The sequence below is a fragment of the Gloeotrichia echinulata CP02 genome, assembly GCA_038087035.1.
Classification (GTDB): Bacteria; Cyanobacteriota; Cyanobacteriia; order Cyanobacteriales; family Nostocaceae; genus Gloeotrichia; species Gloeotrichia echinulata.
This window is the reverse complement of sequence record CP051187.1, coordinates 1,530,532-1,545,597: the sequence shown is the minus strand read 5'-3', so window position 1 is coordinate 1,545,597 and position 15,066 is coordinate 1,530,532. Positions and strand designations below refer to the sequence as shown.

Annotated in this window: 13 protein-coding genes and 1 pseudogene; 8 read left to right on the top strand and 6 right to left on the bottom strand. The window is 42.0% G+C overall.

Annotation, left to right across the window (positions count from 1 at the left end):
* The first annotated feature begins 208 nt into the window (after window positions 1-208).
* The gene (locus HEQ19_06810) at window positions 209-766 is read left to right on the top strand and encodes a PsbP-related protein (GenBank protein WYL99278.1); all 558 of its coding nucleotides are present in this window, start codon (window positions 209-211) and stop codon (window positions 764-766) included.
* Between the two features lie 201 nt (window positions 767-967).
* Here the strand turns inward: HEQ19_06810 and HEQ19_06805 are convergent, their stop codons facing one another.
* The 3 genes from HEQ19_06805 to HEQ19_06795 form a co-directional block, all read right to left on the bottom strand.
* On the bottom strand, window positions 968-2,263 hold the full coding sequence (locus tag HEQ19_06805) for a tetratricopeptide repeat-containing serine protease family protein (protein WYL99277.1): 1,296 nt from the start codon (window positions 2,261-2,263) through the stop codon (window positions 968-970).
* 238 nt (window positions 2,264-2,501) lie between these two features.
* Window positions 2,502-3,428 carry a serine protease gene (locus HEQ19_06800; GenBank protein WYL99276.1) on the bottom strand — a complete coding sequence of 309 codons (927 nt, stop codon included), beginning with the start codon at window positions 3,426-3,428 and terminating at the stop codon, window positions 2,502-2,504.
* A gap of 37 nt (window positions 3,429-3,465) precedes the next feature.
* The gene (locus HEQ19_06795) at window positions 3,466-4,071 is read right to left on the bottom strand and encodes a COP23 domain-containing protein (GenBank protein ID WYL99275.1); all 606 of its coding nucleotides are present in this window, start codon (window positions 4,069-4,071) and stop codon (window positions 3,466-3,468) included.
* A gap of 397 nt (window positions 4,072-4,468) precedes the next feature.
* Between HEQ19_06795 and HEQ19_06790 the strand changes: the two genes are divergently transcribed.
* Window positions 4,469-5,290 (top strand): HEAT repeat domain-containing protein, encoded by an 822-nt coding sequence (locus HEQ19_06790; GenBank protein ID WYL99274.1) that lies wholly within the window; start codon window positions 4,469-4,471, stop codon window positions 5,288-5,290.
* A gap of 111 nt (window positions 5,291-5,401) precedes the next feature.
* Complete coding sequence (locus HEQ19_06785) at window positions 5,402-5,674, top strand: hypothetical protein (protein WYL99273.1); 273 nt, start codon at window positions 5,402-5,404, stop codon at window positions 5,672-5,674.
* 15 nt (window positions 5,675-5,689) lie between these two features.
* Here the strand turns inward: HEQ19_06785 and HEQ19_06780 are convergent, their stop codons facing one another.
* Window positions 5,690-5,860: a hypothetical protein gene (locus tag HEQ19_06780; protein WYL99272.1), complete on the bottom strand. Its 171-nt coding sequence runs from the start codon at window positions 5,858-5,860 to the stop codon at window positions 5,690-5,692.
* Between the two features lie 84 nt (window positions 5,861-5,944).
* Between HEQ19_06780 and HEQ19_06775 the strand changes: the two are divergent.
* Together HEQ19_06775 and HEQ19_06770 are read left to right on the top strand one after the other, a co-directional pair.
* A pseudogene (locus HEQ19_06775) lies at window positions 5,945-6,055 on the top strand ((2Fe-2S) ferredoxin domain-containing protein).
* A gap of 55 nt (window positions 6,056-6,110) precedes the next feature.
* Window positions 6,111-6,980 (top strand): DUF5331 domain-containing protein, encoded by an 870-nt coding sequence (locus tag HEQ19_06770; GenBank protein ID WYL99271.1) that lies wholly within the window; start codon window positions 6,111-6,113, stop codon window positions 6,978-6,980.
* On the opposite strand, the gene HEQ19_06765 is transcribed toward HEQ19_06770, so the two are convergent.
* Both HEQ19_06765 and HEQ19_06760 read right to left on the bottom strand, forming a co-directional pair.
* Window positions 6,926-7,198 (bottom strand): hypothetical protein, encoded by a 273-nt coding sequence (locus HEQ19_06765; GenBank protein ID WYL99270.1) that lies wholly within the window; start codon window positions 7,196-7,198, stop codon window positions 6,926-6,928. The two genes, HEQ19_06770 and HEQ19_06765, sit on opposite strands and share 55 nt — an antisense overlap.
* A 16-nt stretch (window positions 7,199-7,214) precedes the next feature.
* Window positions 7,215-8,225 carry a folate-binding protein gene (locus HEQ19_06760; protein ID WYL99269.1) on the bottom strand — a complete coding sequence of 337 codons (1,011 nt, stop codon included), beginning with the start codon at window positions 8,223-8,225 and terminating at the stop codon, window positions 7,215-7,217.
* Between the two features lie 595 nt (window positions 8,226-8,820).
* Here HEQ19_06760 and HEQ19_06755 point away from each other — a divergent pair.
* The 3 genes from HEQ19_06755 to HEQ19_06745 all read left to right on the top strand — a co-directional run bounded on the left by HEQ19_06755 (window position 8,821) and on the right by HEQ19_06745 (window position 14,998).
* Complete coding sequence (locus HEQ19_06755; protein ID WYL99268.1) at window positions 8,821-10,128, top strand: DUF3326 domain-containing protein; 1,308 nt, start codon at window positions 8,821-8,823, stop codon at window positions 10,126-10,128.
* Window positions 10,129-10,335: 207 nt separating this feature from the next.
* Window positions 10,336-11,703 carry an aminotransferase class I/II-fold pyridoxal phosphate-dependent enzyme gene (locus tag HEQ19_06750; GenBank protein WYL99267.1) on the top strand — a complete coding sequence of 456 codons (1,368 nt, stop codon included), beginning with the start codon at window positions 10,336-10,338 and terminating at the stop codon, window positions 11,701-11,703.
* Window positions 11,696-14,998, top strand: a complete 3,303-nt coding sequence (locus HEQ19_06745) for an amino acid adenylation domain-containing protein (protein ID WYL99266.1) — start codon at window positions 11,696-11,698, stop codon at window positions 14,996-14,998. The genes HEQ19_06750 and HEQ19_06745 overlap by 8 nt, the downstream gene beginning before the upstream one ends.
* The last annotated feature ends 68 nt before the right edge of the window (window positions 14,999-15,066 follow it).

The window sequence follows — 15,066 nt, the reverse complement described above, 5'->3', positions numbered from 1 at the left end:
CTAATACCACGCTATGCAGGTACCACGCTATGCAGGGTTTAGCAGTGCTAAACCCCTAAGACAAAATGACATTTGCAAGCAATACCACTTGACATTAGGTAGCAAAATCCACTTAAAATAACCCTTAAGCAACCAATTCCTGCGAGGGAAATTAAATGCTGGGTCAAAAGCTAGGTGGACGTTACCAAATTATCAAGCAGTTGGGACAATGATGAAAAAATTTGTTGAACTATTTGTTGCTCCACTTGCTGTCGCAGTGATTGGTGGAGTGATTCTCTTGGTTATCCAAACTTCCAAAGAACCACTCTTGCAGTATAAAAATCCTGATTTGAAAGTAGAGATAAAATATCCCCAATCTTGGTCAAAACAAACTCAAAATGGTTTTGGTGAGGTAGCTAGATTCTTTCCCAAGGTTGAAAAACCAACAAATAACTGTCCTGTTGAGATAACAATTAATGTTGATTCTTTAAAGCAGGTACAGTCTTTAGATGAATACAAGGAGGATACAGCTAAGAAGAAAATTGTGGGCAATAATCCCAATTCCCAAGTGACTGATAACTCAAAGGCGAATACTACTTTGTCAAGTTTCAAAGCTTATAAGTTAGTTTATCAACGACAAGACGGGCAATGTAATTTAAAGGTTATGGAAATTGGGACGCTGAGAAATAATCGAGCTTATTATATTACTTATGCGGCTGAAGTTGGGGTATATGACAAGTTTTTGCCCAAGGTGGAAGAAATGGTTACATCATTTGATATTAATTAATTTGTGAAATTGAGTTATATCATGTCAGCTTAATTACTTACTAAACCTGAAGAACCCCACCCCGCCAAAGCTGTGCTAGCTTAATCGTAGGGTGCGTGACGGTTCGATAAATATTGTACGCAGCTTACTTGACTTGTGGCGTCACGCACCATTCTTTAAATATGACACCCAAGTAAGTGCTGATGAATATAGTCCTCATCATCATTCTTGTTGATATTTCTTAATCAAATCCAAAGACTTTTGATACCATACCGTATCTCCCTGCTTTTTAAATAATTCCGCAGCCTTTTGTAGATCGCTAATAGCCCCTTGGTTATCCTCCAATAGTTTGCGGGGAATACTCCTGGCATAGTAAGCAATGGCTAAGTTCGGATTAATTTTGAGGGCTTGGGTATAATCAGCGATCGCACCTTGGTTATCTCCCAATTCTTTGCGGACACTACCCCGGCCATAGTAAGCAGTGTCATAGTTAGGATTAAGACGAATGGCTTGGTTATAATCAGCGATCGCACCTTGCTTATCTCCCAAGTCACTGCGAGCAATACCCCGGTTGTGGTAGGCATAGGCATAGTTGGGATTAATTTTGATAGCTTGGGTGTAATCAGCGATCGCACCTTGGTTATCTCCCAAGTCACTGCGAGCAATACCCCGGTTGTAGTAGGCATCGGCATAGTTGGGATTAATTTTGATAGCTTGGTCATAATCAGCGATCGCTCCTTGCCAGTCACCTTGTTTATACTTTTGATAACCTTGAGTAAAGAACTCTACATCTTTTTTTGAGTTATTAGTATTTCCAGATTGTGGAGGATTTGTTGGCTGAGGAGTTGGCTTAATCGCCACTGGTGGTGCAGACGGTGCAAGACTTAAATAAGTGTTCAACGGAATTCCTAACACCGCAGTACCACCCCCACCAGGATCAGTTTCAGCGCGGCCGTGAATACCAACTAACTTCCCTTCCTCATCTAGTATCGGACCACCACTCATTCCTCCGAAAGCTTGCACTGTATAAAGCAAAGCATAGCCATCTTTGGGGTTTTGTACCCGACCAGAAATTTTCCCATCTAAACTTTGAAAGTTGCGTCCTGCTATATTGGGATAACCAGCAATATAAACATTTTTACCTCCTGTAACTTGGTCAGAGTTTCCTTTTTCTGCTACGCGATAATTTTGGTTACTGCTAAACTGAAACACAGCCAAATCAACATTCCCTAATCGTTTTACTTGGCTATTGTTGATTGTATATTTCCTCCCATCAGAAGTCTGGATAGTGTAGCTACCTTTTTCTTGTACTACATGCCAGCAAGTCACAACAGTATAACTATCACCTTGACGCTCAATAATTATTCCAGAACCAGTATTCGCGCCATCAATGCGAACTGTAATTTCTTGCGCTATAGAATAAACTTGTGAAGCCGTCAACGCCTTAGCGACTAACGGCGACACAATCACAATTGCTGTACCACATAAAACCGCCGCAAGTCCACCAGTAAACCTCATGATTTAACCTCTAATTGCTTGAAAAACAGGCGTTACTGAATACAACTTTTTGCCGCCTCAGTATTGTAGGGTGCGTTAGAACGGAGTTCGTAACGCACCAAATCCTTATAAACGGAGTTCGTAACGCACCAAATCCTTATAAACGGAGTTCGTAACGCACCAAATCCTTATAAACGGAGTTCGTAACGCACCAAATCCTTATAAACGGAGTTCGTAACGCTGTCGCTAACACACCCTACTAAATGCAATTTTTTGCCGCCTCAGCAGCAGCTTGCATTTGCAAAATACTATAGGGAATATACTTATCTTTTTCTGGCTCAAAATCAGATTCTATTGGCATCAATTCAGGATTTTGTTGAGTAATATTTTTTGGTTTTGGCGCAAATTTTGGAGCCAACTGCACCACTGTTTTGATTGGAACTGCCAAACTAGAACTAGTAATTAATTCCTTCAAAGGTTTACAAACCTGTGACCCATCTTTATAGAATTCAGGAGCATCCCACAGAGGATATTTATGTCGCCCATTAATACCCACAATCTCACCCCGATGGTTTAACAAAGGTGCGCCACTCATCCCTTTGCGGATATCATTGGTATAACCAATTTGGTAACCAGCCTCTAATGCTTTGTCGAGTACCAAAGAAACCTGACCGGATGTAAATACAAACCGGGTTGTCTGAGACTCCTCAATCCTCGAAGTAAATCCACCCACAAATACCTTATCTCCAATAGCCAAGCTAGAAGAATCTGCCAAATTTCCCACTTGATAAACAGCACCAGTGCTGCGAAACTGCAACAAACCCAAATCATTACCGTCCCAACTCACATTTTTAACTATCGTAGCTTGGTAAATAAGCCCATCTGGTGTTTGAATTTGATAGGGAGGTTCAGCAGTTCTCAACACATGAGCATTAGTGATAACTGTATAAACCAGTCCTTCATTTTTTAGTAAACTTCCTGAACCCAAGAAATCTTTTGCAAGTACTTTGACGGTAATAGCCTGGGAAATTTGTTGCAATTGTTGCTGACTAAGTTCCTTGCAATTAACCTTTGTACAAAGGTGAGAAATTTGTTTTTGCTTTGGTAAAGCCAAGGCGATTCCAGCAAGACAGGCAAAAAAGAGGAGTAAAGTCCAGGTTCCTTGCAGCAAACATCGCCTATTCATCTGGGGCTGGCTCCATTCATTTGCTGATATGATAAAATTAAAATCTAGGCTGTACAGGTTTTGAATTAGAATCTCCTCCAGCGTTTGCTTCAGTAGAATCTACAAGCCCCTTAACATCAAGGTAGAATTCCCCATCAACGTAGGTAACAAACTCGCTACCACTCAGTTCAATCGGTTTATCTGCTGCTCCCTGGCGGAAATCTATTATCTGTTGCAAGACTTTCCCTGTATCAGTTCCTGGCTTCAGGGTAACTAAAATGTTCTCACTAGAACAAGAACCGCCTTTGCTGTTAGAAATACACAGCACAGGATAACCCTTGAAATTGCTTCTACTAGTAATGTAAATTTCTCCATTGTCGTAGTAGCGCTGAATCCTTTGAGAAACAGTCTGACAACGTTTCTGCGGTGTATATCCCGAACGGCTGAAATCCCTAATTTTCCAGCGAATCATCGGTTCATTTCCCCGTGAGGTACGAACCATTGTTGTTGGTACCCCTTTGTTCTTACCACAGAAAAACTTGTTCCTACTTTGTGCGTGGCTGGGTTGAGTGAAAGATACAGTGCTGGTAAGTGCTACAAGTGAAGTAATGGCAAAATTTGTCGCCATTCCTACTGTTATATGGCGGAGTGAATATTGTTTCATAAATAACAATTAAAATTAGATAATCACTAATCTAGTGTAAAAAATCATACATAAAATTACAAGCTAAAACTGATACAAAGTAGGTAGATTTCGGTTGAACGTTGGCGCGGCTTCAACTTGAATAGGGCACGGCAGTGCCGTGCCCCTACGGGATCTGTGGCAATACCTTTGTCTACGGGCGGGCTTAAGTCCACTCCACAATAAAAGTTGGATGTTTTTTTATTTGGAAGTCCCATAGACCACGCAGTAGGGGCACGGCAGTGCTGTGCCCCTACGGGATCTGTGGCAATACGATTCGGTTAAAAATATTCACAATAAAAGTTATCAAATTAATGGATGAATTATTGTAGCCGCAACAGCGAAAATATAAAAGGTAGAACTATCGCTCCTCTCGCTCATGCCTGATAACCTTGAAACTCTAATTCGTGCAGTAGAAGACGCAGATTCTTCTCTGCTTTTGCAAGCATCTGTAAAAAACCTGGCTGCAACTCATTTAGAAGGAGCCGTTCCCACGTTGATTGCCTCTTTGAGCTATAATAATCCAGGTGCGGCAGTGGCAGCTGTCGATGGGCTAATCCAAATTGGAGAACCCGCAGTACCAGGACTTTTGGAGCTACTCGATCTGCATAACTACACCGCCAGAGCTTGGGCAATCCGTGCCCTAGCAGGAATTGGTGATCCTAGAGGATTAGTTACCTTATTAGGAGCAGCCACCGCTGATTTTGCCCTCAGCGTCCGCCGCGCAGCTGCTAGGGGTCTAGGAATGATGAAGTGGCACTGGTTCCCTGATGACCTTTTGGAAATTGCCCAAGCAGAAGCAATGGATGCTCTGTTATTTGTAGCGCAGGAAGATGATGAGTGGGTGGTACGCTATTCAGCGGTAGTCGGGTTAGAATATCTGGCAGATGCAATTGCCGTAACTTATCCAGAATGGCGATCGCAAATCGAGTCACAGCTTCAGCAAATGGCTATCAAGGACAAAAGTTCGGCAGTGCGTGCCCGTGTCTTGATGGCGCAGCAGCAACTCCAAGCACAGACTGTTACCATTGGCGCTCAAAAGACAGAGGAACAACCCTCACCATTGTCCTCTATGGATTGGCAAAAAATTATGGAGGGTTTATATGGGCGCAAAGGACAAGAGCGGCTGGTGTTAGCAGAAGGCGATCCACGGCGGTATGAAGAACTTGTAGTGGCGATCGCTCATAAAAGTGATGAATAATTTCGTAGTCAGTAGGACTTACGCATTGACAAATTAGATAAATAATGCAGTGAGAGAAATTAGGAAAAAACAGGCGGTACGGTAGGTGGACACAGCCATCGCTACGAACTTGTGTTGGTAACGAAAGTAGTTGTCTTGGTAACGAAAGTAGTTGTCTTGGTAACGAAAGTAGTTGTCTTGGTAACGAAAGTAGTTGTCTTGGTAACGAAAGTAGTTGTCTTGGTAACGAAAGTAGTTGTCTTGGTAACGAAAGTAGTTGTCTTGGTAACGAAACTACTTGTCTTGGTAACGAAACTACTTGTCTTGGTAACGAAACTACTTGTCTTGGTAACGAAACTACTTGTCTTGGTAACGAAACTACTTGTTTTCTTAACCAAGGTATAGCAACCGCCAAAGTGCTTAGGACATTAAATGATGATAAAACCTAGACACAATCAGACTTGTAACCCAGTCCCCAGCGATGCACTGAGCGGTCGTTGTGTCCCCAGCGATGCACTGAGCGGTCGTTGTGTCCCCAGCGATGCACTGAGCGGTCGTTGTGTCCCCTGCTATACTTGTTTTCTTAACCAATCGTTATGCACATAATAGCTAATTTGTACAGTGCATAAGTTCTATTCGGGACTAAAGTGCTGAATTTGAGATCGAACCCGACACTGGTATAGCGGCGTCCAAGTCGGTGAAGTACCTCTATTGGTAGAACAGCATTTGCTAGGTGATCAAAGGGTCAAACAGATGCTTTATTATCGGTTTCATCCCCAGGGATAAGGCCGTTTGAAAATATATACACTGTGTACTCTTGTTCACCGAAGCGAGGCATCCGATGAATATTCAGCAGCTACGTCAATCATTAAAACTGAAGTGGCTGAGTTACTACAAGCAAAATCGTTCCTGGCTGGTCAAAATGCAAATTTGGGGTACTTATGATGGTCTGCGACGTCCATTGTCTGGTTTTATTTTGGCTACTCTATCGATTTTAGAGCCTCAGTTAGATGAAATACTTCTTTTTCTCATGGATTTAAGTAATAATCCTGATAAGATAGTGGCAGCGTTAGGTCTCAACTTTAATCCCGATGAAGAGTTAAGTTTAATCGAATCACAGGATTCTACGAATGTCAACCCAGTTAAGAGCGAGTATCCAGAGGATAAATATATTGAGGACATCTCGTTACCATTGATTGAAGTTGCTACTAGGGTTACTAGTGAGCCTCCAGACGAAACTTTACATCCTAAACAGCTACCAGTAGGATTTCAACCTATAAGCAAACCTGCGTCTTCAGTTACATTAACTCACGGTTGGCTTCGCGATATTGGCTCTGGGCTACGCCATCGTAAACCAGTACCATCAGTGGCAGTTACCATCCAGGAAAATCGGCAATCCCCAGCCAACACAATTCTTTTAGAGAAACCCCGCACCGAGATTCTACATCAACTCAAACCGCTGCGATCGCCTGCATTGCTGACTGAACTCCCCAGCCAAACTAAAACACTACCATCACTTGCCTTGACTATCAAGATTTCCAGCAACGGCAAACCTCAGATATCACTTCCTGTAGCTAACAAAGCTACCAAAAAGAGCAAATCTGTGATATCGCAACCAAAAGACATTCCCCATAAAATTAATCTATCATCTAGTACTCATGCTCGTAGTCTGGCTTCTTGGGTAGATGAGTTTTGCCACGGTTCTGAATAGCACACGTTTTCTTTCTCAGATAAAAAACTCCACCCACGGATCGGAATTTTTGGGCTAGGGGTATGGGGAATACTTACCAATCCCCAATCCCCAATAGTAAGGAGTAATGAGTAATGAGTAATGAGTAATGAGTAAATTAATCCAATCCACAATCCCCAATCCCTGGTAACAGAGCGGAGCCGTTCGCGTAGCGTCCGCACCAGAAGTGCAATCCCCAATCCCCAATCCCCTTGATTATGGGTATTCGTGAGAAACAAAGGGGATTTTTACTATTTCACCCTCGGTTTCTCCAACTTGGACTTTCAAACCAGTACCACCTGCTTTGGTGCGAATATAACCCAGTCCAAAGTAACCATCAGTGGTTTGTGTGTAACTGGTCAGTTTGCCGATTTTTTCATCCCCTGCAGTAATCACTTCTCCTGGTTGTGTAGGGGCGTTGAGTCGAATCCCCCAAAGCTGTTGCTTTACACCCTTATAAGTGTTCAACCGAGCGATGGTTTCTTGCCCAATATAGCAACCTTTGTTAAAAGAAATCGTCTGCCATAACCCTACTTCTAGGGGATTATAATCATCTGTTAATTCCGCATCTGGGGACGGGCGTCCTTGTAATATTCGCAACACTTCCCAAGCGCGATCGCTCAACTCTATTGCCCCTAATTCTAAAATTTGGCTCCACACCTTGTGTTTTTCAGCGGCTGGCAAAATTAGGGTATATCCAGGGGAAGCCAAACCACTACCCACCGCCACTATTACCCCAACCCCCCCTGTGTCCCCCGCGTCAACAGGGGGGATTAGTTGATGATTACCATGAGGTTGTCCAACAATAGCCCCAGCGCCCATTTTTTCGATGATGGCGTCACTTCCTGGACCGATGAGGCTCAAGGTGGCCGTTTCATTAGTTACATCTGTCAATTGCACCTTGTCAGCAAAAAAGATATAACGATCCAGCCATTGCAACAAAAATTCGCGGCGGTTAGGCGAAACCAGCAGCAGCACCGCATCCTCTAGAACGTAGGCGCTGACTAAATCAATCGTGCGGGCGGTGGATGTCACCATCACAGTATCACAGCCTTGCCCTGGCTTGAGACTTTGGAAATCGTTGGTACTTTGATTGTGTAAAAAGCGCAATTTATCATCATCAGAAACACGTATGCGCCCCCAAGTAGAGCGATCGCCTACAGCAACCCCTACTCTGGCTGCTTGGATAGCTGCTGCGTCTTTAGCGTCAATTGCAGATGTTGCCATAGTGATGGAGAGTCGCCCTGTTTCAATGTTGTCGCCTTGAAAATCTTAGCAAATCCTGGTTTGTCGGTTCAATGTGTTTGGGGGTAAGGTGATTGCCGTCAAGGCTGTCTCAATCGCTGCATCTGCCAAAATATGATGAGTAAATCGGTGCAAATAAACCGTACTAGTACTCTGTCAAGATAAAAATGATGGACTGTAGTGCGGGCATCTTGCCCGCGTGAGCGAGACGCTCACACTACCAAAAATCCCTCAAAACAAAATTGACAGACTACTAGCCACGGTCGTCATTTGTCATTGCTAAGGATTTCAGGCATATTTACGTTTCGTAATATAGTAGGACTTACGCACGAACTAGGATTCTAGGTCATTACGTATGCCTAACGGCTCGTAGAGAGCGTAACGACGTAATCGCAAAAGCTGATTTTTCGTCATAAGTGCGTAAGTCTTATATAGTTTGGGTTATTCGCACCGACTTAATTTATTTGTAAAATAGAATACTTTTAAAGAAAAGAAAATGTAAATTTACTGAGATGTGATAATTTTTCCTGAAAATAAGGTATAAATATTTATTGTAGTTAGTCAAGTGGATTGAATTGTGTCAAACGTTATTACCAAAGACTTTGAAATTGTATGTCCTTCCCAGCAACTAATTTGGAGTGAAATCGCTCATCGCATTGAAGAACTTGGACTACCAGGAACACCAATTCGACTAATTTTAACTGGAATTAAGGAACAGAAGTTAGTATTTGAAAGCAGTTTTCTGGAAACAGACAGAAAACCTGTCTGGCCTTCTTTATTAAATATTCGTCCTCGGCAAATTTCTTCAGCTAAACCTTTTGTAGCTGTCAGTATTATCCCCACAGGAGTTCGTGCAGAAATAGGAGGTTTTGCCGGAGATGCAACCCCAAGTGTTAATCTTTTAGCTAAAGCTTGTGATTATTTAGTTGTTAATCCCAACTCAGTTACAGCTTCTGACCTTTATTATGCTAGTGACAATGTTCTTTACCTGGAAGGGAATTTAATTTGTCATTTATTGTTAGGGCATACTACTCTGATTCCGGAAAATCGTACCAATATTGGTGTGATTATCGAGAAAACCCAAGAGAAATATTTGAATAATATTTTCAATGCTATCAATGCTCTGAGAACTGTGGCAGGCATTAATATTGAACCTGTAGTAGTTACAAGTGGTCCTGTAAAAACTGAATGTATTTTTTCTTCCTATGGTCATGCTTCTGGAAGATTTGAAGGCATTGAGCAACTTATGGAGGCATTAGATGTTGTCGCCAAAACGAATACGACTGCTCTTGCTTTTTCCACAACTCTCTCCGTTGAAGAAGAAGTTAAACACAAGTATTTCAAAGGAGAAATCATACCTAATCCTTGGGGAGGAGCAGAGGCGATTCTCACACACATGACAACAAATTTTTATCCTTTCACTGCTGCTCATTCGCCATTATCTGTAGATGAAGATTATAGCCTATTTTCTACTCTAGGAGACCCACGGGATGGAGCAGAATTAATCTCTAATTCATTTCTTTGTTCGACTTTGAAAGGATTAACCCACTCTCCACGCCTGACTAAATACGATACTCCATTGCCATCAGGATGTCAGGGCATTTCTGTAGACAATATCTCAGCAGTGGTAATGCCAGAAAGCACTGTAGGTAATATTCCCTTTTTTAGCGCACTTGAGCAAAATATTCCAGTGATTCTAGTTCGGGATAATTATACGCAGTATGAAGTAACTCCTTCTATTCTGGGAATTGACCACAGTCAGAAGAAAATCTACTACGTCAATAGTTACATGGAAGCTGCTGGGTTACTCCTGGCTTTACGACATGGGATTTTTCCCGAAGCAACAACACGTCCTATATCCCCAATAAAGCCAATTTTTCTCTAATATCTCTAATATTTAATTATTTAATATCTTCAGTACGGAACATTGCTGTACCTATACTATTTGTCAGTAAAATTTACAATCAAGGGAAGAAAATATCCCATTTTGGTAAGTAAATTTATCTGCTCAAAGAAGCGCAGGGGTGTAGGGGCACAGCAAGTTCTCTACTATAGAGCAAGGTAAACTAATGTACGGTCAAACAGTAGACTTATGGAACCCAAAGCGAACTCCATCAATGGCAAATTGTCCACTTATGAGATGATTGCATATCATGAACCAGAAATAAAACTTCGGCTACACACTCCTGCTCATCAAGGAGTTAGAGGGGTATCTGAATATTTTGATGATAGCATCTATGCCTATGATTTACCTTTCTTTAATCGTGACAAATTTGATGATATAGAAAAGCATGTTTCTAATTTATATAAAACTAAGCGTACATTTTTTATTACAGGAGGAGCTACCCAAGGTATTTTAATTGCCTGTAGTTTACTAGCAAGAAAGCACCGGAAAGTAGCGATTGGTATAAATAGTCATCTGTCGATAATTCATGGATTTATCCTCTCAGGAATAGAGCCATTTTTTATTTTGTCGCGTTCGTTAATGCCAACAGATGAAGAAGTTATTCAAGCATTAGAAACAGCAGCAGGAGAAGTAACGGCTCTTTTTTTAACCCATCCGAGTTATGATGGCATCATAACTGACTTAGGCAGAATTTCCCAATACTGTCGAAGTAAAAATATTGAGTTGATGATTGATGAAGCACATGGAACTCATTTTCCTTTTTTAGAGCAGGAAAATTTATCAGCATTGACTCAAAAATGTGATTTAGTTGTTCATAGTCTGCACAAATTTATTGGTAGTCTGGTGCAAACAGCTTTAATTCATTTACCTGAATCCTCAGTCATTACAGAAGAAGAAGTCATCACAGCGCTGTCACTATTTGAAACTACATCACGGAGTAACCTGCTGTTATTAAGTATAGAAGAAGCTATTCAACTGGCTTTTGGAGATCAAAGAAAGTCTCTTTTCCACAAGGCTGCTCGCAATTCATCACAATTGCGATGTCTCCTGAATAATTGGGGAAATACATTAACCTATGATTCCCAGGTACAAGATCCATTAAAGTTATTTTTGTATAGTGATCGCGCTACAGGTGATGAGCTTGGGGAATTACTGTGTGAACTTGGTGTTGATTACGAATACTGCGATCCTAGAGGAGTCCTACTAATTTTCTCATTTCAAAATACTGAAAATGATTTTATGTATGTAGCCAAAGTTCTGCAAGAAATTTACACAACTCTTGCTACTCAAGCACAAGGACAATTATTTGACAAGTATCTTTTAGTTCGCACTCCAGTAATGCGCTGTTCACCAAGAGAGGCTTTTTTTGCATCTACAAGAAAGCAAATTCATTTAGAATCAGCAAAGGGACTAGTGAGTTGCAACAGTATTAAAAAAATTCCCCCCTGTGTTCCCGTTTTAATACCTGGTGAAGAAATCACCGACTGGCATCTTCAGAGGATAGCACCAAATACTGTAGTTGAGGTAATACACCAGAGGTTTACTCATGAATGAGCATTTTAATCATGCAAAAATACTAGTTCCTAATTTACAGCAAGAACTTGATAGCGCACAGCTTCCTACAGAGACAGAACTGCATAAGTTATTAATCGAGTGGAATAACACTCAACGCGATTATCCTCAAGATAAGTGTATTCATGAATTATTTGCAGAGCAGGTAAAACGCACACCAGAAGCTATCGCTGTAGTTTTTGAACAGGAACAACTAACCTACCAAGAACTTAATGCCAAAGCAAATCAGTTAGCACATCACCTGCAAAGCTTGGGCGTTGAGCCAGAAGTACTGGTGGGTATATGTGTAGAGCGTTCCCTAGAAATGGTGGTGGGAATTCTTGGTATCCTCAAAGCAGGTGGTGCTTATGTTCCCCTTGACCCTAGCTATCCTCTAGAACGCTTGGCATTCATACTAGAAGATACTGGCGTTCCAATATTGCTGACCAAAGCGCAGCAGGTAAATCAGCTTCCTCCACACCAGGGATATGTAGTTTGCTTAGATACAGACTGGCAAACGATTGCCTCCCATAGTGAGAAAAATCCCACAAACACGGTGACAGCAGGCAATTTAGCCTACGTCATCTACACATCAGGGTCTACAGGTAAACCCAAGGGCGTGCTAATAGAATACCAGAGCCTGTTAAATCTTGTCTTCTGGCATCAACAAACTTTTTCTGTATCGCCTACAGACCGAGCAACTCAGTTGGCTAGTCCAGCATTTGATGCTTCCGTGTGGGAGTTGTGGCCTTACCTGACAGCAGGAGCAAGTGTTTACATCGCCAATGAACAGACTCGTGTCTCACCTGTGCAGCTTCGTGATTGGTTGGTGTTCAATAAAATTACCATTTGTTTTCTGCCCATACCACTGGCTGAGAGCGTTTTATTGTTGGATTGGCCTGTAGACGTAGCTTTGCGAACTTTGCTAACTGGTGGAGACAAACTCCATAACTATCCTTTACCTTCAGTTCCCTTTGATTTGGTAAATAATTACGGGCCGACAGAGAATACTGTTGTCGCTACTTGCGGTTTTATTCCTGCTCAAGAGCGAACCGACAGGCCACCAGCAATTGGGCGACCAATTACCAACACCCAAATTTATTTGCTAGACGCTCAGTTGCAGCCTGTACCCATTGGCTATCCTGGAGAATTATACATTGGTGGCAAGAGTTTAGCACGGGGCTACCTCAACCGTCCCGATTTGACTAAGGAGAAATTTATTCCTAACCCCTTTAGTCATCAACCAGGTTCGCGCCTCTACAAAACTGGTGACTTAGCTCGCTACCTGCCTGATGGTAACATTGAGTTCTTGGGTCGCATTGACCATCAAGTCAAGATTCGCGGTTTTCGTATTGAATTAGGTGAAATTGAGGCAGCACTGAGGCAATATCCAGAAGTACGAGAAGCAGTTGTGATAGCCAGAGAGGATATTCCTGGTGATAAGCGTCTAGTAGCCTATCTGGTTGAGAACCCACAAAGCAGGGTACTATCACAGCAGAAGCTAATACCGCTCCTCCGCAGTTTTTTACAAGCAAAATTGCCTGGGTATATGGTACCTGATCGCTTCGTCATCTTGGATGCTCTACCCCTCACCCCTAATGGCAAAGTTGATCGCTCCTCGCTACCAATTCCCGATGCTACCAGACCGGAGCAGTCAGAAAATTTTGTCCCACCAAGTACCCCGACTGAAGAAATCCTCACTGCTATTTGGGCTGAAGTTTTAGGATTAGAACAAGTAGGTATTAACGATAACTTTTTTGAATTGGGGGGAAACTCTCTACTAGCCACCTCTATTGTCTCGCGCATTCAGGAAGCCTTTTCTATCAAACTTCCTCCAGATTATCCATTTACAGCACCTACCATAGCTTCAGTTAGTCAGTCTATTGAAAATGTACCCCCAACTGAGTTCAGCAGTATGGCGGTTGACATCCTTCCTCCTCTAGTACCTGTTTTGCGAGAGAAATACATACCATTATCCTTTGCACAACAGTCTGTATGGGAGCTAATGAAGTTGAATCCAAATAGCTATCCTTTCAACTGCCATCTGACTTTACATTTCACGATCCTACCCTCTCCCCAGGTGTTGGAGCAAAGCATTAATGAAATTATCCGTCGTCACGAAATTCTGCGTACTAGTTTTACTATCGTGGCAGGTGAACTCCAACAGGTCGTTGCTCCATCCCTCACCTTACCTTTAAATATAGTAGACTTACAGCATTTACTTCCAGTAGAGCGAGATGCTGAAGTTCAAAGAATTGCTGATCAAGAAGCTCGGCACAAGTTCAACCTAGCATCTGAGCCTCTCATCAAGACAATCTTGCTACAGTTGACTAAAGAGGAGCATCGGCTATTAATCACGATTCACTATCTGATTATAGATGGCTGGTCAATTGGCATCTTGCTTCAGGAGTTAAGAACCCTCTATAGTGCTTTCTCGATTGGTAAGCCTTCTGGTGCGGACGCTACGCGAACACCCTTACCTGAACCGCTTGTGCAGTACGCTGACTTCACTCTCTGGGAGCAAAAGTGGTTAAATGCAGAAGTGCTGGAAAAGCAGCTTGCTTATTGGCAGAAAAAGCTGACTAATATTCCCATCCCACTTAATTTGCTACCCACCAAACAGCCACAGCAAAGCAGTAGCAGCCGATATGCATCTTCATATTCTTTAGAACTACCCCAAAGTCTGGGAGTTGCAATTAAAGCCCTCAGCCGTTCCCAAGGAGTCACCAATTTTGTTATTATCTTGACTGCTTTGAAGATACTCTTGTTTAAATCGAGTGGACAAAGCGAAATTATCGTGATTGGGGAAGCTGCTAATCGCCGAACGCCAATAATTGAAAAAATGATTGGTTGGTTTATTAATTCCCTTTATTTGCACTCCCATGTAGACAACTCGCAAACAGGACTGACTCTTTTAAAACAGGTTAAAGATACAGTTAGTGAAGCGATCGCTCACCAGGATATTCCGGTAGACAATGTGTTTAATAGTATCAGCAAACTCAAAACGCTGCAAACCACATTTGTTAGTATGACTCCGCCAATCCCTTGGCAAGGTGAAATATTCGAGTTAGAACCCATGTCACTTCTGAATGAAGGTGAAGTTTGGGATGAGGAGCAGACTCCTCTAGAAATTTATATTTATTCACCGAATGAAAATTCATCAATCATCAAAATTTTGGGATATTACAGCACAAACTTATTCACCCATGAAAGTATGGAACAGTTTTTTAGGAACTACCAGAAAATTCTTCAGCAGCTTGTTGAATGCCCAGAAATAAAGATTGCTGAATTTGAATGAATCCAGAAAAACCTGGCAATCTCAGATTATGATTTATACTTGAACGTTTACCTAAGGAGATAAGTGCA

Bases quoted from the DNA above. Each gene is read 5' to 3' on its own strand.
- HEQ19_06770 (WYL99271.1), top strand. From the start codon at position 6,111: ATGAATATTCAGCAGCTACGTCAATCATTAAAACTGAAGTGGCTGAGT.
- HEQ19_06805 (WYL99277.1), bottom strand. From the start codon at position 2,263: ATGAGGTTTACTGGTGGACTTGCGGCGGTTTTATGTGGTACAGCAATT.
- HEQ19_06745 (WYL99266.1), top strand. From the start codon at position 11,696: ATGAATGAGCATTTTAATCATGCAAAAATACTAGTTCCTAATTTACAG.
- HEQ19_06800 (WYL99276.1), bottom strand. From the start codon at position 3,428: ATGAATAGGCGATGTTTGCTGCAAGGAACCTGGACTTTACTCCTCTTT.
- HEQ19_06795 (WYL99275.1), bottom strand. From the start codon at position 4,071: ATGAAACAATATTCACTCCGCCATATAACAGTAGGAATGGCGACAAAT.
- HEQ19_06750 (WYL99267.1), top strand. From the start codon at position 10,336: ATGGAACCCAAAGCGAACTCCATCAATGGCAAATTGTCCACTTATGAG.
- HEQ19_06810 (WYL99278.1), top strand. From the start codon at position 209: ATGATGAAAAAATTTGTTGAACTATTTGTTGCTCCACTTGCTGTCGCA.
- HEQ19_06790 (WYL99274.1), top strand. From the start codon at position 4,469: ATGCCTGATAACCTTGAAACTCTAATTCGTGCAGTAGAAGACGCAGAT.
- HEQ19_06760 (WYL99269.1), bottom strand. From the start codon at position 8,225: ATGGCAACATCTGCAATTGACGCTAAAGACGCAGCAGCTATCCAAGCA.